Origin of the sequence: Shewanella sp. NKUCC06_TVS, assembly GCF_019345515.1 — a bacterium.
Lineage (GTDB): Bacteria > Pseudomonadota > Gammaproteobacteria > Enterobacterales > Shewanellaceae > Shewanella > Shewanella oncorhynchi.
This window is the reverse complement of sequence record NZ_JAHKQX010000003.1, coordinates 213,854-233,146: the sequence shown is the minus strand read 5'-3', so window position 1 is coordinate 233,146 and position 19,293 is coordinate 213,854. Positions and strand designations below refer to the sequence as shown.

Below are 19,293 nucleotides of genomic sequence, written 5' to 3'. Positions count from 1 at the left end.
CAAGTAGGGCGAATAAAGTTGTGGCTATAAAAAAGCTAATGTGATGAGGTTACTTTCAACCTAGAAGTCATGCCAGTCCGAACTTTCAATAAAGCCACAGCAAAGTAAACATCATCATAAAGTCATTAATAGATATCAGTATAGTTTGACTACAAACATCAATGGTTGTGGGCTGCTTGCCTTACAAGGTTAAGTTGGTAAGATGTTGTTCATAAAGAAAATCAAATCGTTGTACATCTAAGGACATATATGGAAATTTCATTACTTGCCGATAATCCCTCTGCGATAGACACGGTAGCTAGTTGGTATTTCAACGAATGGTGCCAAGACAATGGTAGCTATACCAAGGAGGAAGTCGTTGAAAAAGTCTCTGCATCAATAAATCGAGATACCGCGCCTATTCTGATCATTGGAAAAGTAAATGGTGTTCTTGCTGGTTCAGCAGAGCTAAAAATTCGAGAAATGGACATATACCCAGAATTTGAATTTTGGCTTGGTGGTGTTTACGTCACTCAGCAGGCTAGGGGACAGGGTGTCGCCTCAAAACTTGTGAAAGAGATAATATCGCTAGCACATAAAATAGGTGTGAAAAAATTATATCTTCAAACAGAAGATTTAACTGGAGGTTTGTACTTACATCATGGGTTTAAGCCTATAGAACAAGTGAATTATAAAGGTATAAATGTATTGGTTATGGGCACAAACATCGGTGAATAACAAGTTTGTGAAGGTACACTGCGGCTCAATTGTGGGAAGCAAGTGGAACGATATGATCATATTTCACAGGGCTACCTAAGTAGGTCAAAGCATCCCCAAATGGCATCATTTTTAATCTTAGAGTTTTCGTCAGTACAAGAAAATAGATTTCCTGTTTCAACAGTAAGAACAAGTTGTGTTCTGTTTCAGTCAAAGTGTTTATAAAGTCATTAGCAAGGCCATATAATCAGATGCTGAGTGACTCTTTACAGAATCTAATGATGAAAATGAGTCGAAATCTTCCAAACTTTGACAGTTATTGTTGAATCAATGGCTACCAAATAAGAATAGGCCGCGCGTAGTTGCGACCGATTTTACGATCGCTTAGTTAGTTCCTGTCCACGCTTGGTCCTCGCAGACTTCAGATCAATGTTGAACTCTTGATATCACATTATGCTTTTTACCGCTGTTATCGTCGTGTCGTGCGGCGAGCTTTTTTGCAAATAAAATAAACCTCCTGCCTCACGCTTGACAATAAGTGAAACGTAAACAATCTTTTAACATAGAATATTTTCAGAAGGTTACTTTTCTTTCTGCAGAATAGAATTATTTTCACTACGGGAACACAGGAGTGTTTAACCCTTCCACTGAGATAACTAGGTTTCATTTGAGGTGATCCTCAATGGATTATCTAGGCTCAAGGTATCGTGATAAAACGCAATCATGAAAAGGAATTTCAATGAAAGACGTTAATATTTATCCGTATCAATCATTCTGTTCAGACCTGCTCAGTGAGCCAGAGACTACGATCAAAACAGCAAACTTCAATTTTAATATCGAAACCCATTTATTGGGATTTGGTTGAGGTCAAGTTTTGTTCGCTATTTGTATTGTGACATCACGCCTGCAGTGGCGAGTGTTGTGAAAGCCCTGATTTTAAGTCGTTAAAGAAAGTGGAGTTGTAAACGTTTTAAGCATTGAATAAGTCCCAATAACAAGGAGAGTTAATTTCATGTCTATCAAATCTTTTAGCTACAGTACGCTTTTTTTGTGTATGAGTGCTGCTGTACATGCAGAAGCACCAGTAGAGACAAAAACAGCTATAACGCTACCCACGTTAAGCCCTGTTATGCCACTGGAAATCACAGCAAACCCCCCGTTCTCACTCGAAAGCCTGCAACATGATTTTGATGATTTTTCTTGGCAATCGTTTATTGCACTTAACTGGCCAGCAAATGCCGATGGCACACCTAATACCACGTCCACCATTGGGCAAAAAACTAACCAGCCAGTCGTGTGGTTGCATTGGAAGGAAAGCCGGGAGATTTTTTTACCCGATGGCGTAAAACCACCTGGGTGGGATCAGTCCAATAATGTGCCGGATGTTTGCAAAAGTATTGATCCAAAGTCCATTCCTGAAGGGACTATTTATTTAACGCAAGTAGGGAAGACCCCGAATGTGTTGGATGAAAGTGGTGAGCCTTTTACAACGGGTCCATTGATTGATCAAAACGGGCTTTATACCCGTTATGAAATATTAACCAATGAAACCATGTTCAATTTTATTTTGGACAATAACCTTTACAGTAAAAAAGGACAGAAACAGTTTAATGCCGATGTCGACTTTACCGCGAGCGACAGTAAAACTGGGCAGGTAGGTTCTATCATGCTTAAGGCCTCATGGATAAAAATGGGCGGCAAGTTTGATGCGACGAATTACTATACAACTTACGCGCTAGTTTATAACAATCCCGAAGAGCAACACGGGGTTAAGCCAGCTTGTGCGCTTGAGCAAGTCGGGTTAGTAGGGTTTCACATTGCTCACAAAACCACGGGTGAACCACAATGGATTTGGTCTACCTTTGAGCATGTCGCTAACGCGCCAACCCAAGGTGAGTCAGCATCATTGTCGGCATATAATTTTTACGATGCTAAATGTACTGACTGCAAAGTGAATGAACCACCAGCACGCCCGTGGGATCCGGCAAACCCGCACACTAAACCAACTCAAGTGGAACGCGTCATTCCTATCACTGCCGACGCTAAAGCCTTAAATGCCAGTTATCACGCTGTACTCGACGCTGTAGTGCCGGGATCGGTATGGATGAATTACGAATTGGTCAGTACGCAATGGCCTACCGATGCCAAAAATCCCACCGATCCAACGGGCGTGCCTACTCCCTCATTTTTAGCGAACACCACGCTCGAAACTTATATCCAAGGTTCGGTAAAGCAAACATCAAGCAGCTGTATGGCTTGTCACAATAATGCGGCAACCACTAACGGTAATTTTGCAGATTTCACTTACTTGCTGCAACGCGCGCAATAATTTACGAAAGGAACTCATCATGACTGATATTACAGGCGCGACTGCCGATACTATGAATAATTTTATTGGTTTGAGCGCGGTATTAACCGGCTTTGCTACCAGTATTATTGCCCCTACATTGGATCCCGTGGATATTAAATCCGAATACTTAGCCGTGTTTACGCAAAAAATAACCGAAGAATCGAAGGACCTAACTTTAGTTACAACTATTCTGCAAAAATTTGCGGCGTTAAAAGCGCAGCAATTATCAGATCAACAAATTGGCACGCAAATGCTGGTGCCAGACAACGGGGCTAATTTTGTGTTGGCCTGTCGTAAATTGATTTTTATGTGGTACTCAGGTGCATGGCCAACCATTATTCCCGCGACGGATACAGAGCCGGAAACCACGGTTAGCGATATGATTTCGGCTAAAAGTTATACCACGGGTCTAGTCTGGCAAGTTATGCAGGCGCATCCGATGGGGGATTCAAATTATCGCTATGGCTATTGGGCGAAACCACCCGCTGCACTGTCGGCATATACGGGTCATCAAGGAGGTGCAGTATGAGCACTCAAACCAATTACGATGTCATTATTGTGGGATCAGGTATTGCCGGCTCTATCATGGCTTATCAATTGGGGATGGCGGGGAAAAAAGTATTAATCCTCGAAGCAGGGCAGGAAGTGCCTGTTGACCGCAGTGGTTACATGGAAACCTTTTTTAAAGCCAATGCTAAAACACCTGAGTCACCTTATCCTCCAACCACGCAAAATCCAGCGGCATCGACGGCGGATAATCCACTCGGGCTGCCTGATCCTGCGAAGGAAAATGTGCCGCGTTATACCGTGTTGCAAATTGGCGCATGGCGTAATCCAAAGCAATGTTATTTCGACTACACGCCGCAGCCTGAACATTTGAAACCTGACAGCCCTGAAGCAAAGTTTGCTTTTGCTAGTTCCTATGAGCGTATTGGCGGCGGCACAACTTGGCATTGGCTAGGAACCAGTTTGCATTTATTGCCCAATGATTTTGAGTTGCAAACCCAGTATAAGCAGGGCGTGGATTGGCCCGGTGGAAAACAATTTTACCAAGCGCTGGTTCCTTACTATGAACAGGCGACCAATGAGATTGGCGTCGCCGGTGACAAAGAGGCGATGGATCAGCTCTATCGCGGATTTAATGTTTCACCGGATGGCGTTTATGGCGCGAATTACGATTATCCCATGCCTGGCATTGTTTCATCTTTAGTCGATCTACAATATGAACAAGCGGTGAGCGATATGGTGTACGACAATATTCAATTGTCAGTCACGCCAACCCCTCAGGGGCGCAATTCATTACCGGGTGAACGCCGTCAATGTGCGGGGAATACAAATTGTATTCCTATTTGCCCTATCCAAGCCAAATACGATGCCACTGTGACGCTCGGGCGAGCATTGCAAACCGGCAATGTAGATGTGTTTTATCGTCACGTTGCGACAAATGTTCAAGTGGATGAAAATACAAAGGATGTTGTTGGTATTGATTATGTGACCTATCAAACTCACGGGGGGATAGCGACGGGCGGCGGTACCGTTACGGGTAAAAAATATGTGATTGCAGCTCACGCGATTGAGACGCCTAAATTATTGCTCATGTCTAAACGTAATAAAGCCTGTCCGAACGGCGTCGCCAACCATAGCGATCAAGTGGGGCGTAATTTGATGGATCACATTATGTATTTGGCCTGGGGTCTGGCGAAAGATCCTGTCTATGGTTTTCGGGGGCCTTTATCTACTGCGGGTATAGAAAGTTTACGTGATGGCGCCTTTCGTAAAGACCGTGCCGCCTATCGTATTGAAATCGGCAATGAAGGTTGGCAGTGGGCAGCAAATGATCCATTCACGACCTTAGCTGATTTTGTATTTGGGCAAAATAATTCGCAATTAAATGGGGATTCTGTCAATCAGCAGGGGATTCCATTACGGTTTGATCCCGCCATGTCTGCGAATAGCGCCTTATTTGGTGCCTCACTGGTGAATACCTTGAATGGTATTTACACACGGCAAATTCGTATGGGCTATTTAATTGAACAATTACCTGATCCGGAAAACCGTGTCGAGTTGTCGGAGACGCTGAAAGATAACTTAGGTTTGCCGCGCCCCAAATTAACCTATCGTGTACGCGAGGATTATGTGCGCAATGCGTTCGTGTCGGCTAAAGATATTTCGACCAAACTCTTTGACGCCCTTGATGCTCGGGAATATACCAAGGCTCCGCCTGCGCCGGTATTTTATGGTGATAAGAGTCAAGTAACGTCGAATAATTTTGAATATCAGGGCCATAATTTTACGTTTTACGGTGCCGGACACATTGTGGGGACGTATCGAATGGGGGACTGCAGAGATACGTCGGTGGTGAATCCTCGTCAGCAATCTTGGGACCATAGCAATCTGTTTTTAGTCGGTAGCGGAGTGTTTCCAACAGTTGCAACGGGTAATCCAACCCTCACTTTGGCAGCGTTGGCATTCCAGGCTGCAGATCATGTTTTGGAAGACCTTAAAATAAGTTAAAAAAGTTGTAATTATTCATTAGCTTGCCGTTAATTTCCATTGAAAACCGCGTGCAAATTGGCGCGGTTTTTGGCTAACTGAATATACCTTCATATTACGCTAACTGGTATTTTCCTACTCATAATGCAGTTTATTGTCATCGTATTTAAAATCAAAATATTACAGTTTTTTTATGCTGATAATTAGTTTGAAAACTGTGCATGCGTGTGTTGTCGGATAGTATGTCTGATAGAAAACTGATAAGTTTCACTCAAACCGAGCGTTAATTGGGCGTGCTTTAATAAGCGAACAAAGTTAATTTTTACGAATATTTATCAAAAGGTTAGCTGAATACATGACTACTAAGAAATATATCGTTGTCAATCCACATGAAAGTGAGTTTCCTAACCCCATTACGTTCAAAAAAGGTGATCCTCTTATCGTTGGAGAAAAATATGCAGGTCCTGAAGGCTGGGATCTCTGGTTCCTTTGCACTACGCCAGGGCAAGATGCTGGTTGGGTTCCTGGTCAAGTGATTCAGCGCCTAAAAAATGCCAACGGGCTGGCGCTTGAGGACTATACGGCAAGAGAACTTAATGTGCATGAAGGGGAACAACTCATTGGCACACGAATGTTGAATGGCTGGGTATGGTGTATAAAAGCTGTCAGTGAAGAATCAGGGTGGGTACCATTAGAAAACTTGAAAGAAGTGGTAGATCTATCCCGCGACTAAAGCACCTTTGCCGTGCAGTCAAACCCAAGATGGCTCCTTGGTGTATTGTGCCAAGAGGAGGATGACTGGCGGATATTGAGAGTTTATACCAGGCACGCAGAAGTCATTGGCGTAAAGTGTTTTTTAGCGCAAGCTTTCCGTTTCTGATAATAAAAAGCCAGTATATTCAATATACTGGCTTTAACTTTAAACTTGATGAATGAGCGCCATTAAGCTGGAATATAAAAGTCATCAGCGTCTTGTCTTTAACGTCTTTAACAAACTCTGCGCCTTATATTCCAAATGCAGAGTGGCGGGCTGACTAGTCGTTATGGCGTTTGCCTGAACGTTTAAGTCTCTCTGCTGCCAATTTGGCTTCTTTCTCGGCTTCTTTTTCGGCCATGATACGGGCGACTTCAATCTTTTCAAGCTCTGCCATCGCAGGCGTTTCTAGCGAGAGTAAGCCTATTTTCCCCGAGCGATATTCATGCAGTAATAACTCTGATGCCTTGTGCATATCGATGCGACCACCGGGACGCAGCGCACCACGTTTACGGCCGATTTCCTCGAGAAGTGCAACATCATCCTTGGGTAATTCACTTAAGTTATAGCGCTCACAAATCTCTTTTGGATAAGCGGTTAAGAAATACTTGGCGGCGAACAGGGCCACATCTTCATATTCCATCGCCGTATCTTTAATCGCTCCAGTGACGGCAAGGCGATAGCTGCTCGCTTCGTTATCCACTTTGGGCCATAAAATACCCGGAGTGTCCGACAGCACGATACCGTTACGTAAATTGATCCGTTGCTGGGTTTTGGTTACCGCAGGTTCGTTACCGGTTTTGGCAATAACACGGCCAGCTAAGGTATTGATGATGGTAGATTTCCCAACATTGGGTATCCCCATGATCATAGTGCGAATGTCTTTTTCGGTTGTATCGCGACTTGGCACTAGCTTACGGCAGAGATCAGGGATTTTTTTCACCATTGCCGCTTGCAGCGTTGTGATCGCCGTGGCTTTGACACCTTGCTCACGCTCTAAGTATTCAATCCATTGTGCGGTGATCTCTGGATCGGCCAGATCAGATTTATTGAGCAGTTTGATACAAGGTTTGTCGCCTCGAAGCTGAGCCACCATGGGGTTTTCGCTACTGTAGGGAATACGCGCGTCCAGCACTTCGATAACAAGATCGACTTGAGGCATTGCCTCTTCAATCTCCTTGCGTGCCTTGTGCATATGCCCCGGATACCACTGAATTGCCATGATAACGCCTTGTCCTAAATAACTTAAAGAACGGCTATTCTACCTTGAAGGTGGCGAATGTCATAAAAAAAGCGCCCTAAGGCGCTTTAATCGCTTAATCCTTGACTGTCTCTTGCGATTGTTGCTTGGATTAATAGGCTGAATTAAGGCTTAGATCACCCCGAGTTCGCGCAATCTTTCCATCAGATAGCTGTCAGCGGTATATCGATCCGATAGCACTACAGCAGGGTTTGGATGTAAAAATAACGGCAAAGAGATCCGCGACTTGGTTTTATCCGTACCTTCAGGATTGATGACGCGGTGTGACGTCGATGGGAAATAGCCGCCAGAGGCTTCCTGTAACATGTCACCGATATTGATAATAATGTTGCCAAAATCGCTTGGAACATCTAACCAAGTGCCATCTTTGGCTTTCACTTGCAATCCAGGCTCATTGGCTGCAGGTAACACTGTGATAAGGTTGATATCTTCATGTGCTGCGGCGCGAATGGCGCCCATTTCTTCACTGCCCGTCATCGGCGGGTAATGCAGAATGCGCAGCAAGGTTTTTTGGCTGTTGGCGATCATTTCTGGCAATGGCATCGAAAACTTGGCTTTTACGTCTTCTGGTGAGTATGTTTCGATCCACTGTAATAGTTCTGCAGCCAGTGCGTTGGCTTTATCGTAATAGGCGAGAATATTGGCACGCAGTGAATCGGGGATACGGCCCCAAGGGTACACGTGGTAGTACTCTTTAATGTCTTTGACTGTGTTGCCTTTGGCGGTTTCAGAAATCGACGCAGGGAAGAAACCGTCGTGGGTTTCTTTTTTAAACATATAGTCGTTTTTGGCTTCTGAATTAAAAAAGGCTTGCCACTCGGTGTAGATGTCTTCAACTAAGCGCTTATCAATCGGGTGATTAGATAAAACACCAAAGCCAGTTTCCCGAAGTGATTCAACGAATTGCTGGGCACTGTCTTCAGCGCGGTAATCAATGGTTTCTAATTTCATTTTGGTTTCTACTTGTTATATTTAGTTGTAATTTGACCCGCTGCAAGTGTAGCCGTGCGCTGATGTGGGTGCAAATACTCAGCGACTGTGATCTGGATCAACTGCCGTATTTTCCGTCATTTATGCAGTCGCTTATATGAGTACTTAATATGAGCACTTATATTAGTACTTACTTGAGTGGTAAGATTTTAGTCACTAAATCCGTTAGTATGGGCATTAGATTTGTTGTGATTGGATTGATGTCAGCCGCATTTTGAAGCCGAGTGCAAGAAATCTTGCTTGGAGTGGGTCTTATGTTGGCTTCCTTATAAATCAGCTTCTTAATCAAAGAATATCGAAATACACAACGACGTGAGTCGAAAGGGCATTAATATGAATAAACTGACCGATTTTGAACGCTATGTTATCGAAGAGAAAGGCACTGAACGCCCCTTTAGTGGTGAGTATTATGAGCACGATGCTAAGGGTTTGTATTTATGCAAAAAATGCCATGCCCCCTTGTATCGCTCTGAGCATAAATTTAATGCCCATTGTGGCTGGCCAGCCTTCGATGATGAAATTGCCGGCGCTGTAACCCGCCACATAGACGCCGACGGCCGCAGAACTGAAATTGTTTGTAGCCAGTGCGGCGGTCACTTGGGGCATGTCTTTGAAGGTGAAATGTTAACACCTAACAATATCCGTCACTGTGTTAACTCAGTTTCTATGGTTTTCAAAGGGATGGATGATGCTGTTGAACCAGCACCGAATCACTTTGCGACTTTTGGTGCAGGGTGTTTTTGGTGCGTCGAAGCGATTTTTAAAAGCCTAAAGGGCGTGGTGAATGTCACTTCAGGTTATGTCGGCGGCGAAGCCCATGATGCCGATTATAAATCTGTTTGCTCGGGCCAAACCGGCCATGCTGAGGTTGTGCATATCGAGTTCAACCCAGAGGAAATTGATTTTACGACGCTATTACAGGTTTTTTTTGAGAGCCATGATCCGACCACGCTTAATCGCCAAGGTAATGATAAGGGGCCACAATATCGCTCCGTGGTGTTTACCCATAATGCTGAGCAGATAGAGCAAACTACCGCTATGCTTGCTCAGTTAGCAGCAGCCAAGGTTTTTGATGCGCCGATAGTGACCCAGGTTTCAGCGTTTGATACTTTTTATCCCGCTGAAAATTATCACAACGACTACTTCGCTTTACACGGTGAGCAGCCCTATTGTCAGATGGTCGTGCGTCCTAAAGTGGAAAAAGTAAAAGCCTTGTTTGCAAGATTACAGAAGGCTTAAGCGATTTAGCACAGGGTGTTAAATACAAAGACGCCACCAATAAAGGTGGCGTTTTTTATGGGGTTTCTAAAATGCAAAACCTAGTTGTTTTCTTAACAAGCCGCTTAGCTATCGGTTTAACGGTTAGCGTAACTTTTGATTAGCTACCGACGCAACTATCGGCTTTCAGTTAACCATTGGGCGTATTGTTTGGTGTAATAGCTGACAATCAAATCTGCACCCGCCCGCTTTAAGCCGATAAACGTTTCAGTCACCACAGCACGCTCATCCAACGCGCCCGCAAGGGCGGCAAATTTAATGCCCGCATATTCACCGCCGACTTGATAGGCGGCGAGTGGCAAGTGGGTTTCTTGTCTTAAACGGCTGAGCACATCTAAGTAGGGTGTGCCGGGTTTAACCATCAGGATATCGGCGCCTTCGGCTTCATCTAATGAGGCTTCTAACAGGGCTTGACGACCATTAGCATAATCCAGTTGATATCCCTTGCGATTTCCGCTGAGTTCACAATCTACCGCCGCTCTAAAAGGACCGTAGAAGGAAGAGGCGAATTTTGCTGAGTGGGCCAGAATCGCCACATGTTCAAAACCTGCGGCATCGAGCCCTTGGCGAATGGCTTTCACTTGACCGTCCATCATGGCCGATGGTGCTAACATATCGGCGCCCGCTCTAGCAGCAGTGACTGATTGTTTAACTAAATTTTCGACTGTGAGGTCGTTGCAGACTTCATTATTGTGTACGACGCCGCAATGGCCGTGATCTGTGTATTCACAAAAACAAATGTCGGGGATTACCATCATCTCAGGCACGGTAGCTTTAATGGTGCGAACCATACGGGCGAGTAAACCATTGTCGTCCCATGTATCGCTGCCCTTATCATCCTTAGTGTGGGAAATCCCAAAGGGCATCACATAACGGATCCCAAGGGCGTAAAGCTCGCGAACTTCATTCGCCAGTGCGCTCTCAGGTAAACGGCTGATGCCAGGTAGCGTGGAGATAGGCACAGCATGGGTGATGTGCTCTTCAATGAACAGGGGATGGATAAGATCGCTTAGCGAAATATGGGTTTCGCGCAGCAGATCGCGCATTGCTTCTGAATTACGTAAGCGTCTTAAGCGACGCAATGGAGGCGTGTTTAACATGAAATGTCCTTATCGAAGGCGGGTTAAAGCAATCGTACAATACTAAGGGAATGGCAAGGGATAAATTCGCCCCTTACTTTTCTGCTCTGACAATCAAAGTTGAAAAAGTTTCCCCAAGCGAGCTATATTCATTAATGAGTTTATTGATCATTGACTTAGATCACATAAATCCATCTCGTCCAGATTTGCGACTGAATATCATGCGAGCGCTATTTTAGCTGAGTTGCTTGCTTAGCCCTTTGTTTTCGGGCATTTGATGTTATTATTTGCGCCAGTTTTCTCATGGCATATTCGCGCAATACAGATTATGTAAATTTGATGCGAAATCTTGCCCGCTAATCCGGTTTTGAAATGACAATAACACATGAACACTCTGCTTGTATTCTTGCCTTAGACACTTGTACCGAATCCTGCTCAGCTGCGCTGCAATACCAAGGTCAGATTTATGCTGAACTTGCCGATGCACCGCGTGAACACAGTCAACGTCTGCTGCCTATGGTCGATTCAGTGCTCAAGCAAGCGGGCATTCGCTTAGATAAAGTGACTGCGATTGCTTACGGACGAGGCCCTGGCAGTTTTACGGGGATCCGCATCTGCACTAGCATGACGCAAGGTCTGGCACTGGGGTTAGATTTGCCTGTGATTGGTATTTCAACCTTAGCGGCAATGGCACAAATGGCGATTAGCGAGCATCAAGCCGAGCAAGTTTTGTGCACCATTGATGCGCGCATGGGCGAAGTGTATTGGGGCCAGTTTGTGGCCGTTGACGGTATTGCAACGCTTGTCGGTAAAGAAGTGGTCAGTTCACCTGCGGACGTACAACTTCAGCTCGATACTCAAGCGCCAATTGTGGGCTGCGGCACAGGTTTTGATGCTTATCCCGATTTGCTGGCACTCGGCAAGGGGATTTTAGCTCTCGAGGCCGTGAAATATCCCGATGCAAAGGCTATGCTGATATTGGCTGAAGCAGGCATAAAAGCTGGACTGACAACCTCGGTCGATGAGCTTGAACCTGTGTACTTACGTGATACAGTCACATGGAAAAAGTTACCCGGTCGTGAATAAGCTGTTCTTTGCCTGAGTATCTGCGATAGAATCTCAGGCAATTAATGCTAAGCATTCTTTACGATGAATGGCTTTACGATGAATGGCTTAACGATGAATAGTGCAAACTTAAGGCTTCTTGATGCAAGTTAATGTGAATCAAATGAGTTTGACGAATGCTGTAGCGAGTAATAGACCCGCTATCGCTCAGGGGCTGACTGCGCCTGAATCGTCACGCCCAGTGATTGAGCAAGATGCCGTCGAAGCCCTTAGTTTAGATACTCAGCCTAAAAGTAAAAGCGCAGCAGGAAATTTACAGTCAAGGCTTGGTGCGCACCTCGAGTATGAGCAAGATACTCGCGGCCATCAGGGAGCGATTGCCCAATATTTACAAACCCAACATGCCGCCAAACGCGATGAAATTCAGCAAATGGTGGGTGTGGACTTGTATGCTTGAGCATCAAAAAACGTCTTCTAGTTCAACCTCGCGATTTTCCTCTTCTAAACTGACAGGCTTAGCCACAAGCGGTGTACCAAGCCGTGGTTTGTTTATTATCGAGCTAGTTTTAGCTTTATTGATAACTCGAATTCCCTATTTGAGCGTGCCGTTTAAATGGCTTGAAAGCTATTTTCATGAACTGTCCCATGCCATTGCAACGATTTTAAGCTCGGGCGTGGTCAGTCATATTCAGTTGTTTCCGAACGGCGCAGGATTTTGTTTTAGCCAAGGCGGCTCGCCGATGTTTATTGGCTTTGCTGGGTATTTTGGTGCAGCCTGTTGGGGATATTTAATCTATTTATTAGCGACTTGGCCAAAGGGGATCCGCGTGAGTTTTGCCTTGCTAGGTGCCTTAGTTGTGCTAAGCGGCTTGCTTTGGGGCAGGGATATTCTCACGTTAGCGATTTTAGCTGTGCTGACTATTATTTTGTTGTTACCGCTTAAACTCAGTCAAAACAAAATGTTGACTCAGTTTTTGCGTATTATTGGCTTGATTATCATGCTTAATGCACTTGCGAGTCCGACAGTGTTGCTCGGGCTTGATGGTCAAGGTGATGCAGTGATGTTGGCCGAGCGTTCTTGGATCCCCGCGTGGATTTGGGTGGGATTATGGTTATTAACCAGTGCCTGCGCTTTGTATTTTGCGTGGCGCCGTGTAGATAATGCCGCAAGTCGTTAGTTCTCAAGCTTGTTTAAGGCCTCAGTCGTCTAGTGTTTTCCCCATCGTTTTTCTGCTTTGAACTTTGTTGATTTAGGTAAAGGTGATTTTGCTCATCACTTTGAGCTATAACCACTTATGTCGCTTAAAGCTTAGTTTTCCGACTTCTATTCCTTGGATTTTTGGCCATTGGCTGCTAGGTTAAGCCTTCGGTATCCATGGAGAATTACAATGAAAAAAGTCACCTTAGTTGCCAGTCTGCTGCTTGCTGGTTTATGTTCGAGTGTTACCTATGCCGATGAAAGCTTAGATAAAGTCTTAAAAAGCGATTTTCGTCAGGCTAAAAATGCCAGTCGTGACGTTTATCGTCATCCCGCTGAAACCTTAACTTTTTTTGGCATTACCCCAAAACAGACTGTGATTGAACTCTGGCCGGGCAATGGCTGGTACAGTGAAATATTAGGGCCTTATCTTGCTAAAGAGGGCCAATATATCGCAGCCAGTTTCGAAACGGCTCCTGCGACAGATACTCCCGGAAATCGTTATCGCGCGAACGCGGGTACTAAGTATGCTGCGTGGATGACGGCCAATAAAGACGTCATGGGCAATGCTAAGATTGTTACCTTCGATCCTCCACATAAGATGGATTTAGGCGCTGATGGCAGTGCTGATCTGGTATTAACCTTCCGAAATCTACATAACTGGGCATCAACAGATCAGTTGGAAAACGTGTTTGCCGCGTCTTATAAAGTGTTGAAGGACGGCGGTATCTTTGGCGTGGTAGAGCATAGAGCTAACGAAGGAATGAACTTCAGCACTGGCTATATGGATCAAGCTGCTATGGTTGCTTTAGCCAAAAAAGCAGGTTTTACCTTAGTTGAAAGTGCAGAAATCAATGCGAACCCCAAAGATACGAAAGATTATGCCAAAGGTGTTTGGACGCTACCGCCCTCTTTTGCCTTGGGTGATACCGATAAAGAAAAATACCAAGCTATCGGTGAAAGTGACCGTATGACACTTAAATTTGTCAAAAAATCATCTTAATTACCTGACATCAGAGGCATTATGTGGCAATCTTTCGCCCCCAAAAATCAAATCGAATTTGTATTACCTCATATTACGGTCGCGGGCCGATTATGGGGGGCGAAGGATAAACCTTTATTGCTTGCCTTACATGGTTGGTTAGATAACGCCAACAGTTTTGAACCCTTAGCAGCGCATTTACTCGATTATCAAGTGCTCGCCATTGATTGGCCGGGACACGGCTTTTCTGCACATAGGCCGGGACACTATCCGCTGCATTGGATTGATTATTTGTATGATTTAGACGCGTTGTTAACGGTATTACCGCAAAAGCCAGCGGCAATGATTGGGCATTCGCTTGGCGGTATTATTGCCTCTGCTTATACGGCGACGTTTCCCGAAAAGGTTAACAAGCTGGTATTGATCGAAGCGTTAAGCCCCTTGTCTGAGTTGCCAACGCAAGCTAAGGCGCGATTGAAAAAAAGCTTCTATCAGCATGAGAAGTATTTAACTCAGAAACATGGGCAGGCAAAGATTTACGACAGTATAGATACTGCGGTGCGGGCGAGGGCACATTTAACAGGACTTGCCGAACCTTGGTGTCGTTTGTTGCTCGATCGTAATATGCAGCCCGAAGGTGATGGCATAGGTTGGCGTAGTGATCCTCGATTAAGATTAGATTCACCCCAACGATTAACCTTCGCCCAAGTTGATGCCTTGATGCAGGACATCAATGTCGAAACCTTATTAATTTGTGGCAAACAGGGATTTAGTCAGTTGCAGAGCGCGATACCTAAGGCCAGAACGTGGTTTAAGCATTTGTCTGAGCACATAATTGAGGGCGATCATCATGTGCATATGGACAATGCCGAAGGCGTTGCACGTTTGATCCGCAAATTCGTTTAATAGGTTGCTTATATGGGTATAAAAAAGACGCTAGGTTTTTTGTTTTTTTTATGTGATGATGATCAAAATTAAAACGCTCGTATGATTTATGACGAGTAAATCAATAACTATAAAATGTAAGCCGGTATTTTAACTCGGTATTTATCGAGTCTTGACGCTTGTATGGATATTGTTTCCGCAGTTGTGGGGATTTAGGAGAGAGTAGTGGATCAGCCTTGGATTAATCATTTGCCAGAAGATGTGCCTGCTGAAATTAATGTGGAACAATACTCATCGCTTGTCGATATGTTCGAGACAGCGGTGGCTAAGTATGAAGATCAACCTGCATTTATCAACATGGGTGCCACGCTAACCTATCGTAAATTGGAAGAACGCAGCCGAGCATTCGCTGCGTATTTACAAAATGAATTAAAGCTTGAAAAGGGCGACCGTGTCGCCTTGATGATGCCAAACCTGTTGCAGTATCCCATTGCACTGTTTGGTGTTTTGCGTGCAGGTATGGTGGTTGTTAACGTTAACCCACTTTATACACCGCGCGAGCTTAAACATCAGTTGATTGACTCTGGCGCTAAAGCCATTGTGGTGGTGTCAAACTTCGCCCGCACTTTAGAAGAAGTGGTTGATCAAACTCCCGTTGAAAGCGTGATTATCACCAGTTTAGGTGATCAATTAAGTGCACCAAAACGTACCTTAGTGAACTTTGTGGTGAAGTACATCAAGAAGTTAGTGCCAAAATACGATTTACCCCATGCCTTATCAATGCGCGATACCTTATCAACGGGTCGTCGCATGCAATACATCAAACCTGAAGTCACTAACGATGATTTAGCGTTTTTACAATACACAGGTGGCACCACTGGGGTCTCTAAAGGCGCTATGTTGACCCATGGCAATATTGTCGCAAACGTATTGCAGGCCGATGGTGCATATTCTCCCGCTTTAAACGATGGCAGTGAGTTTGTCGTAACGGCCTTGCCGCTGTATCACATCTTCGCCTTGACCGTGAATTGCCTGCTGTTTTTGCACAAAGGAAGTCAGAATTTACTCATCACCAATCCTCGCGATATCCCAGGATTTGTGGCTGAGTTGAAAAAGTACCCTTTCACCGCATTAACTGGGGTAAATACCTTATTTAACGCTTTAGTGAACAGTGATGATTTTTCCCAGTTGGATTTCTCACGCTTAAAACTCTCTATCGGTGGCGGCATGGCGGTACAAAAAGCCGTGGCGGATAAATGGCAAACCATTACTAAAACCCGTTTACTTGAAGGTTATGGTCTGACGGAAGCCTCACCCTTATTAACCTGTTGTCCATATAACTTAGACGGTTATAACGGTTCAATTGGTTTTCCTGCCCCTTCGACACTGATCCAAATCCGTAATGATGACGGCAAGGTATTAGCCCAAGGCGAAACCGGCGAGCTTTTTGGTAAAGGTCCTCAGGTGATGAAAGGCTATTGGCAACGTCCTGAAGAAACCGCCAAAGTGATCGACACTGACGGCTGGTTAGCCACGGGCGATATTGGTTACATGGATGAGAAAGGTTTCTTCTATATTGTCGACCGTAAGAAAGACATGATCTTAGTATCAGGCTTTAACGTATTCCCTAACGAAGTCGAAGAAGTGGTTGCACTTCATCCAAAAGTGATTGAAGTGGCTGCCGTTGGTGTGCCAAACGACGCCAGTGGTGAGTTAGTGAAGGTATTTGTGGTGGCAAAAGATAAATCTTTAACCGCTGAAGACATCATTAAGCACTGCCGTATTCATTTAACGGGATATAAAGTGCCGAAGCTGGTAGAATTTAGGGACGAGTTACCTAAAACCAACGTGGGTAAAATCTTGCGACGAGAGCTTAGAGACGAAGCTAAGCGCGCGTAAGATTGAAGCCGGCATTTGCCGGCTTTTGTTTTTATGGACTGTGATTGACCCACAGGATCTGGAGAAGAATTTGTCAGCGTTTCAATATGTGAGTGATGAAGCAAGCCTTAATGCCCTCGTTGCCCAATATAAACAGAGTAAGATACTCGTGTTAGATACCGAGTTTGTTCGTACTCGTACTTATTATGCCAAGTTAGGTTTGATCCAAGCCTATGATGGTAAAACCTTAGCTTTGATTGATCCGGTGGCTTTACCAGATTTAGCCCAATTTTGGGCGCTGTTATCGGACCCGAATATCGTTAAGCTAGTGCATTCCTGCAGTGAAGACTTAGAAGTTTTTGCCCACTATGGCAAATGTCAGCCTACGCCTTTGTTTGATAGCCAAATTGCCGCCTCTTTGTGTGGTATGGGCCACGGTGTGGGTTATGCCAAGTTAGTTGAAACTTGCCTTGGTGAAGTAATCGATAAAGGTGAATCGCGTACAGATTGGATCCGTCGTCCTTTAACGGAAGCCCAGTTAAGCTACGCCGCCAATGACGTCCTGTATTTGTATCAGCTCTATCCTCAACTTGAAGCGAAACTCAGCGCCCAAGGGCGTTTAGCTTGGTTATACGAGGAAGGGGAAAGGATGACTCAGGGCAGGCTTGCCGATCCTGATCTCGATACAGCCTATTTGAAAGTGAAAAATGCTTTTCAACTCACTGAAATTCAATTGGCTTACCTTAAAGTGCTCGCCAAATGGCGCCTCGAAAAAGCCTTAGTTCGTGATTTAGCCTTAGGTTTTGTGATCAAAGATCATGGTCTTATTGCATTAGCGAAGAAGCAACCTAAAACTTCGGCTGATTTGTTTAAGCTCAATGACTTGACCGAACAGGAAAAACGCATTCACGGCAAAGATTTATTACGTGTGCTACAAACTGCGGATTTGGTGAATTTACCCGAGTTAGTGGATGTATTGGCGTTAAAATCAGGCTACAAATCGGCCTTTAAAGCGATTAAAAGCTGTTTGGTCGAATTATGCGAAAAGCATGATGTGCCGCAGGAAATGCTCGGTTCTAAACGTCATATCCATGAGTTTTTGCAATGGCGTTGGGATAAGCAACAAGGGGATTTACCGGCAGTGTTATGCGGTTGGCGAGGGGAATTGGCAACTGAGGCTTTAGCAAAGCTTGAGGTCTAGTGCTTAATATTCCGTACTTGAAGCTATCGCTGAAAAACATCCACATCAAAATGTCATCTTCAATTGAAGATGACATTTTTTGTGTCATCGACTTATCTGTCAGGCAAAGTGACGTTAAGCTCGAGTACCGACAGGTTGGCGTCGTTTTGATCTAACTGCACAGAAACTTGATCATCAGAAATCGGCACATATTTGCGAATAACGGCAATGATCTCTTGTTTCATCTGTGGGAAATAATCGGGAGTGTCCCTTTGTCCACGTTGATGAGCCACGATGATCTGTAGGCGCTCTTTTGCCATTACCGCAGTGCTAGGCTTTTTCTTGCTTTTGAAATAGTCGAGTAAAGACATAATTAGCTACCAAATATCCGTTGTAAGAAACCTTTCTTTTCTTCCGTAATAAAGCGTACTGGTACATCTTCACCCAGTAAGCGTGCGACTGTATCACTGTAGGCTAAACCTGCATCACTTTCTTGGTCGATAATCACAGGTACGCCTGAGTTAGAGGCTTTCAGTACAGATTGTGACTCAGGAATAACGCCGAGTAGCTCAATGGCCAGAATTTCTTGAACATCGTCAACACTCAACATTTCGCCCGATTTTACACGGCTCGGTGAATAGCGAGTCAAGAGTAAATATTCTTTTATCGGCTCTAGATTCAGTTCTGCGCGGCGTGATTTGCTTTGCAACATACCTAAAATACGGTCTGAGTCGCGCACTGAGCTGACTTCTGGGTTCGTGGTCACAATGGCGATATCGGCAAAATACAATGCCATCATAGCGCCTTGCTCAATCCCTGCGGGAGAGTCACACAGAATAAACTCAAAGTCTTTGGCCAAATCGTCTAAAACACGGCCAACACCTTCTTTGGTCAGTGCATCTTTATCACGGGTTTGTGAAGCGGGTAAAACGAATAACTTATCGCAGCGTTTATCTTTGATCAGCGCTTGATTTAAATTGGCTTCACCATTGATCACATTAACGAAGTCATAAACAACACGACGCTCGCAACCCATGATCAAGTCTAAGTTTCGTAAACCTATATCGAAATCAATAACGACTGTCTTGTGTCCTTGCATGGCAAGACCGGTCGCAATTGCAGCACTCGATGTGGTTTTACCTACGCCGCCTTTACCTGAAGTGACAACAATAATTTGTGCCATGTTTCTCTCTATCCTTTGTTC

At 44.7% G+C, this 19,293-nt stretch carries 18 protein-coding genes; 13 read left to right on the top strand and 5 right to left on the bottom strand.

The genetic code is table 11. The annotated features are described in order from the left end of the window. The first annotated feature begins 249 nt into the window (after positions 1-249). The 5 genes from KO531_RS04870 (at position 250) to KO531_RS04850 (ending at position 6,272) form a co-directional block, all read left to right on the top strand. Positions 250-717 (top strand): GNAT family N-acetyltransferase, encoded by a 468-nt coding sequence (locus KO531_RS04870; RefSeq protein ID WP_028760209.1) that lies wholly within the window; start codon positions 250-252, stop codon positions 715-717. Between the two features lie 991 nt (positions 718-1,708). Then, positions 1,709-3,025 carry a hypothetical protein gene (locus KO531_RS04865; protein ID WP_219250514.1) on the top strand — a complete coding sequence of 439 codons (1,317 nt, stop codon included), beginning with the start codon at positions 1,709-1,711 and terminating at the stop codon, positions 3,023-3,025. Between the two features lie 19 nt (positions 3,026-3,044). Beyond that, complete coding sequence (locus KO531_RS04860) at positions 3,045-3,575, top strand: hypothetical protein (RefSeq protein WP_219250513.1); 531 nt, start codon at positions 3,045-3,047, stop codon at positions 3,573-3,575. Next, positions 3,572-5,560, top strand: coding sequence for a GMC family oxidoreductase (locus tag KO531_RS04855; protein WP_173245285.1), 1,989 nt, complete (start codon positions 3,572-3,574; stop codon positions 5,558-5,560). Before KO531_RS04860 ends, KO531_RS04855 begins: the two co-directional genes overlap by 4 nt. Positions 5,561-5,894: 334 nt before the next feature. Then, positions 5,895-6,272, top strand: coding sequence for an SH3 domain-containing protein (locus tag KO531_RS04850; RefSeq protein ID WP_219250512.1), 378 nt, complete (start codon positions 5,895-5,897; stop codon positions 6,270-6,272). Positions 6,273-6,573: 301 nt separating this feature from the next. On the opposite strand, the gene ylqF is transcribed toward KO531_RS04850, so the two are convergent. Both ylqF and KO531_RS04840 read right to left on the bottom strand, forming a co-directional pair. Next, on the bottom strand, positions 6,574-7,515 hold the full coding sequence (gene ylqF / locus KO531_RS04845) for a ribosome biogenesis GTPase YlqF (RefSeq protein ID WP_219250511.1): 942 nt from the start codon (positions 7,513-7,515) through the stop codon (positions 6,574-6,576). A 150-nt stretch (positions 7,516-7,665) separates the two neighbouring features. Beyond that, positions 7,666-8,505, bottom strand: coding sequence for a 2OG-Fe(II) oxygenase family protein (locus KO531_RS04840; protein WP_219250510.1), 840 nt, complete (start codon positions 8,503-8,505; stop codon positions 7,666-7,668). 372 nt (positions 8,506-8,877) lie between these two features. On the opposite strand from KO531_RS04840, the gene KO531_RS04835 reads away from it, so the two are divergent. Beyond that, positions 8,878-9,783: a bifunctional methionine sulfoxide reductase B/A protein gene (locus KO531_RS04835; RefSeq protein WP_212599826.1), complete on the top strand. Its 906-nt coding sequence runs from the start codon at positions 8,878-8,880 to the stop codon at positions 9,781-9,783. Between the two features lie 155 nt (positions 9,784-9,938). Here KO531_RS04835 and hemB read toward each other — a convergent pair whose 3' ends face one another. After that, a complete protein-coding gene (gene hemB, locus KO531_RS04830; protein ID WP_198572729.1) occupies positions 9,939-10,922 on the bottom strand; it encodes a porphobilinogen synthase in 984 nt (327 codons plus the stop codon). A gap of 351 nt (positions 10,923-11,273) precedes the next feature. On the opposite strand from hemB, the gene tsaB reads away from it, so the two are divergent. From tsaB to rnd, 7 genes are all read left to right on the top strand, one after another. After that, positions 11,274-11,987 (top strand): tRNA (adenosine(37)-N6)-threonylcarbamoyltransferase complex dimerization subunit type 1 TsaB, encoded by a 714-nt coding sequence (tsaB, locus tag KO531_RS04825; RefSeq protein WP_131525918.1) that lies wholly within the window; start codon positions 11,274-11,276, stop codon positions 11,985-11,987. Between the two features lie 121 nt (positions 11,988-12,108). Then, entirely contained in the window at positions 12,109-12,423 is a 315-nt protein-coding gene (locus tag KO531_RS04820) for a hypothetical protein (protein WP_131525917.1), read from the top strand. Further along, entirely contained in the window at positions 12,416-13,144 is a 729-nt protein-coding gene (locus KO531_RS04815) for a M50 family metallopeptidase (RefSeq protein WP_198572730.1), read from the top strand. Before KO531_RS04820 ends, KO531_RS04815 begins: the two co-directional genes overlap by 8 nt. A 210-nt stretch (positions 13,145-13,354) precedes the next feature. After that, entirely contained in the window at positions 13,355-14,167 is an 813-nt protein-coding gene (locus KO531_RS04810) for a class I SAM-dependent methyltransferase (protein WP_028760197.1), read from the top strand. 21 nt (positions 14,168-14,188) lie between these two features. Continuing rightward, positions 14,189-15,052, top strand: a complete 864-nt coding sequence (locus KO531_RS04805; RefSeq protein WP_198572731.1) for an alpha/beta hydrolase — start codon at positions 14,189-14,191, stop codon at positions 15,050-15,052. Between the two features lie 204 nt (positions 15,053-15,256). Next, positions 15,257-16,930 carry a long-chain-fatty-acid--CoA ligase FadD gene (fadD, locus tag KO531_RS04800; RefSeq protein WP_028760195.1) on the top strand — a complete coding sequence of 558 codons (1,674 nt, stop codon included), beginning with the start codon at positions 15,257-15,259 and terminating at the stop codon, positions 16,928-16,930. A 70-nt stretch (positions 16,931-17,000) separates the two neighbouring features. Next, entirely contained in the window at positions 17,001-18,110 is a 1,110-nt protein-coding gene (gene rnd / locus KO531_RS04795) for a ribonuclease D (RefSeq protein WP_028760194.1), read from the top strand. Between the two features lie 92 nt (positions 18,111-18,202). Here the strand turns inward: rnd and minE are convergent, their stop codons facing one another. Further along, positions 18,203-18,460 carry a cell division topological specificity factor MinE gene (gene minE, locus KO531_RS04790; protein WP_028760193.1) on the bottom strand — a complete coding sequence of 86 codons (258 nt, stop codon included), beginning with the start codon at positions 18,458-18,460 and terminating at the stop codon, positions 18,203-18,205. A gap of 2 nt (positions 18,461-18,462) precedes the next feature. Continuing rightward, complete coding sequence (minD, locus tag KO531_RS04785; protein ID WP_006086391.1) at positions 18,463-19,272, bottom strand: septum site-determining protein MinD; 810 nt, start codon at positions 19,270-19,272, stop codon at positions 18,463-18,465. Between the last annotated feature and the right edge of the window lie 21 nt (positions 19,273-19,293).

Bases quoted from the DNA above. Each gene is read 5' to 3' on its own strand.
- KO531_RS04870 (WP_028760209.1), top strand. From the start codon at position 250: ATGGAAATTTCATTACTTGCCGATAATCCCTCTGCGATAGACACGGTA.
- KO531_RS04810 (WP_028760197.1), top strand. From the start codon at position 13,355: ATGAAAAAAGTCACCTTAGTTGCCAGTCTGCTGCTTGCTGGTTTATGT.
- KO531_RS04840 (WP_219250510.1), bottom strand. From the start codon at position 8,505: ATGAAATTAGAAACCATTGATTACCGCGCTGAAGACAGTGCCCAGCAA.
- minD (WP_006086391.1), bottom strand. From the start codon at position 19,272: ATGGCACAAATTATTGTTGTCACTTCAGGTAAAGGCGGCGTAGGTAAA.
- minE (WP_028760193.1), bottom strand. From the start codon at position 18,460: ATGTCTTTACTCGACTATTTCAAAAGCAAGAAAAAGCCTAGCACTGCG.
- KO531_RS04855 (WP_173245285.1), top strand. From the start codon at position 3,572: ATGAGCACTCAAACCAATTACGATGTCATTATTGTGGGATCAGGTATT.
- KO531_RS04865 (WP_219250514.1), top strand. From the start codon at position 1,709: ATGTCTATCAAATCTTTTAGCTACAGTACGCTTTTTTTGTGTATGAGT.
- hemB (WP_198572729.1), bottom strand. From the start codon at position 10,922: ATGTTAAACACGCCTCCATTGCGTCGCTTAAGACGCTTACGTAATTCA.
- KO531_RS04860 (WP_219250513.1), top strand. From the start codon at position 3,045: ATGACTGATATTACAGGCGCGACTGCCGATACTATGAATAATTTTATT.
- KO531_RS04835 (WP_212599826.1), top strand. From the start codon at position 8,878: ATGAATAAACTGACCGATTTTGAACGCTATGTTATCGAAGAGAAAGGC.
- KO531_RS04815 (WP_198572730.1), top strand. From the start codon at position 12,416: ATGCTTGAGCATCAAAAAACGTCTTCTAGTTCAACCTCGCGATTTTCC.
- KO531_RS04805 (WP_198572731.1), top strand. From the start codon at position 14,189: ATGTGGCAATCTTTCGCCCCCAAAAATCAAATCGAATTTGTATTACCT.
- tsaB (WP_131525918.1), top strand. From the start codon at position 11,274: ATGACAATAACACATGAACACTCTGCTTGTATTCTTGCCTTAGACACT.
- ylqF (WP_219250511.1), bottom strand. From the start codon at position 7,515: ATGGCAATTCAGTGGTATCCGGGGCATATGCACAAGGCACGCAAGGAG.
- KO531_RS04820 (WP_131525917.1), top strand. From the start codon at position 12,109: ATGCAAGTTAATGTGAATCAAATGAGTTTGACGAATGCTGTAGCGAGT.
- KO531_RS04850 (WP_219250512.1), top strand. From the start codon at position 5,895: ATGACTACTAAGAAATATATCGTTGTCAATCCACATGAAAGTGAGTTT.